The 3,062-nt window shown below is 72.0% G+C and carries 3 protein-coding genes; 1 reads left to right on the forward strand and 2 read right to left on the reverse strand.

The window, feature by feature from the left end; all coding sequences use genetic code 11:
* Positions 1 to 42 precede the first annotated feature (42 nt).
* Positions 43 to 1,566 carry a hypothetical protein gene (locus ACWGI8_RS42395; protein WP_453668798.1) on the reverse strand — a complete coding sequence of 508 codons (1,524 nt, stop codon included), beginning with the start codon at positions 1,564 to 1,566 and terminating at the stop codon, positions 43 to 45.
* A 78-nt stretch (positions 1,567 to 1,644) separates the two neighbouring features.
* Positions 1,645 to 1,851, reverse strand: a complete 207-nt coding sequence (locus ACWGI8_RS42400; RefSeq protein WP_453668799.1) for a hypothetical protein — start codon at positions 1,849 to 1,851, stop codon at positions 1,645 to 1,647.
* A gap of 133 nt (positions 1,852 to 1,984) precedes the next feature.
* Here ACWGI8_RS42400 and ACWGI8_RS42405 point away from each other — a divergent pair, with 133 nt between their 5' ends.
* A complete protein-coding gene (locus tag ACWGI8_RS42405; protein WP_453668800.1) occupies positions 1,985 to 2,959 on the forward strand; it encodes a carbohydrate kinase family protein in 975 nt (324 codons plus the stop codon).
* Positions 2,960 to 3,062 lie beyond the last annotated feature (103 nt).

Raw genomic sequence — 3,062 nt, forward strand, 5'->3', positions numbered from 1 at the left:
GCCCGGGACCGGGCCGCCGCCCTCCGGCGTGTCTTGGGTCGCTCACTTGCGGGGCACGGCGTCCCCGCTCTCGACGTCGATGACGGTGCGGTCGCCCAGCGGCTTGTCCAGGGTCACCTTCTCCGTCAGCTCCTTGGCGATCATGATGCAGACACGCTCCGGGTCGGGCCTCGACTCGATGATCTTCACCTTCACCTGCGTGCTGCTCTCCTCCGCCGCTGCCGAGTAGTCGCTGCACACCCCGCCCCAGAAACGCAGGGTCAGCGTCCGCCCGTCCTTAGACACGGCGTACGACTCGACGCCCCGTACGGTCGTCTCCGGGAGCTTCGTCGGGTTCGGCGACGGAAGCTGCGTGCTGGGCGGCTCGGGCGCAGGAGTCGCAGGAGGCACAGGCTTCAGGTACTCGGGAGCCACCGCGGGGTGCGTGATCGTGAACGGACGCGCACCGCCCTTCGGCTCCACGTCGAACAGCCAGGACGGCACCAGCGCGGACCGGCCGTCCACCGAGTGCACCGCGAGCCCGAAGACGGCCTTCGTGATCGTCATCTGCTCGGGTCCGCCGGGAGCGCCCTTGGGCTCGCACGGCGCGGCCGGCTTCTCCTGGCCCTCCACCGGCGCCGGCGTCGCACAGCCGCCGATGTCGACCCGGGCATTGCCCCGCCCGGCCTCGTTCAGCCGCTTCAGCGCCTCCTCCGCGCCGATGACCGGATACTCCGCGCCCTTCAGCGGCTTCTTCAGCTGCCCGCTGCCGCCGACGACCTGACCGTCGCCGCCCACCTGGATGCCGGTCGACCAGCCGTACGTCGGCAGCCCGCCGACCACCGGATCGGCGTTCACCACGCGGATCGCGCCCATCGTCTGGCTCGCGTCCAGCGAGGCGTCGCTCTGGCCCACGGCCGCCAGCACCGGTGCGGCGGCCTTCTTCGCGGCCTCCTCGCTCACCGTCTGCGTGCCGGCGGTCGCCGCCGGCGCGTCCGGGACCGGCCCGTTCGGGCCCGGCCCGCCCGACGGGCAGGCCTTCCCCTTGAGACAGTTGTCACCCTTGGGCAGGCCGAACTGGGTGAACGTCCACGTCCCCGGCGCCTGCCGGTTCACCTGGAGCAGCGGCCCGCCGCCGTCCATCTCCGTGCCGATCTTCCAGACGGTCCCGACCAGCCGCGGTGTGCCCGGCACCCCGAGCGCCCCGGCCAGCCGGGTCACCTCTGCCGCGCCGACGGTCCCGTCCGCCCGGTACACCGGAGCCCCCTTCGGACCGTCCGGCAGCTCACCCGTGGCCCGGTACACCACACCGTTCGGGTCGGGCTCGCCCGGCGCGATGCCCGTGGGCGGCCCGTTCTCCGTATAGCCGTCGAGCGCCAGCGCCGGCGGATTGCGGTCGGCGCCCGGCACGTCGCCGCCGCCGTCGGACGCCGTCATGGCGAAGTACGCACCACCGCCCCCGGCGATCAGCACCGCCGCGGCCACCGAGGCAACCACCAGCGGCGACCGCCGCCTGCGCGGGCCGTCGGTGCCGTCGGGGCGGTCGGGGCCGTCGGCACTCTTCCGGGGCCGCTCTGTACTGCTCACCGCATCGCTCCTTCGGGACCCGTAACGGGGGACACCCCTGGGACGGAGCGGGCGAGCGTGCGGTTCCCGTCTGCGGCGTCAGTCGCCGTACACGGACATCGCTCCGACCAGGCGGGCGGAGGCGGGGGAAACCACCACGCCGTGGATCAGCGACGGTGGCACGGGGGCGGAAGCGGCGACCGGCGGTACGGCCCAGTGGGGCGCCATCCGTGCGCTGTCCCCGCGCAGCTCGGCCAGGCTGATTTCGGTTTCCCGCAGCTCACGCGGGGCGATGTGCTTCGGCATACGGGCACCGTACGCATCGTTGCGTGACGGAAAAAAGACCTACTATCGGGTAGTTTCCGACTACGAGGCGGCTGCCGGGAACCGGTAGCGTTAACTGTCAACGCTCGCCGCCTCCCTCCAGGAGCACCTCGCCGTGCGAATCGCAGTCACCGGCTCCATCGCCACCGACCACCTCATGACCTTCCCCGGCCGCTTCGCCGACCAGCTGGTCGCGGACCAGCTGCACACGGTCTCCCTCTCCTTCCTGGTCGACAACCTCGACGTGCGCAGGGGAGGGGTCGGCGCCAACATCTGCTTCGGGATGGGCCAGCTCGGCACCCGCCCCATCCTGGTCGGGGCGGCCGGCTCCGACTTCGACGAGTACCGCGCCTGGCTGGACCGGCACGGGGTCGACACGTCGTCGGTACGGATCTCCGAGGTACTGCACACCGCGCGCTTCGTCTGCACGACCGACGCGGACCACAACCAGATCGGTTCCTTCTACACGGGCGCCATGAGCGAGGCCCGGCAGATCGAGCTGAAGGCGGTCGCGGACCGGGTCGGCGGTCTCGACCTGGTGCTGATCGGCGCCGACGACCCGGAGGCGATGCTGCGGCACACCGAGGAGTGCCGGTCCCGGGGCATCCCGTTCGCCGCGGACTTCTCGCAGCAGATCGCGCGGATGAACGGGGACGAGATCCGGATACTGCTGGACGGGGCGACCTACCTCTTCTCCAACGAGTACGAGAAGGGCCTCATCGAGTCCAAGACGGGCTGGACCGACGAGGAGATCCTCGGCCGCGTCGGCCACCGGGTCACCACGCTCGGCTCCCGCGGGGTGCGTATCGAGCGGAAGGGCGAGCCCGTCATCGAGGTCGGCTGCCCGGAGGAGGACTCCAAGGTCGACCCGACGGGCGTCGGCGACGCGTTCCGCGCGGGCTTCCTCTCGGGTCTGTCGTGGGGCGTCGGCCTGGAGCGCGCGGCACAGGTCGGCTGCATGCTCGCGACGCTGGTCATCGAAACCTTGGGCACCCAGGAGTACACGCTGCGCCGCGCCCACTTCATGGACCGCTTCACCAAGGCCTACGGCCACGACGCGGCGGCGGAGGTCCGGGCGCACCTGTCGTAAGGACCGGCCCGGGCGTCCGTACTCATGACTCATGCGCCGGGGCTCCTGTGGAGTCCCGGCGCATGGGGCGCGGGGCGCGGGCCCCAACCCCGGCGGGATCCCG

It is taken from the genome of Streptomyces sp. NPDC054841 (assembly GCF_053611045.1).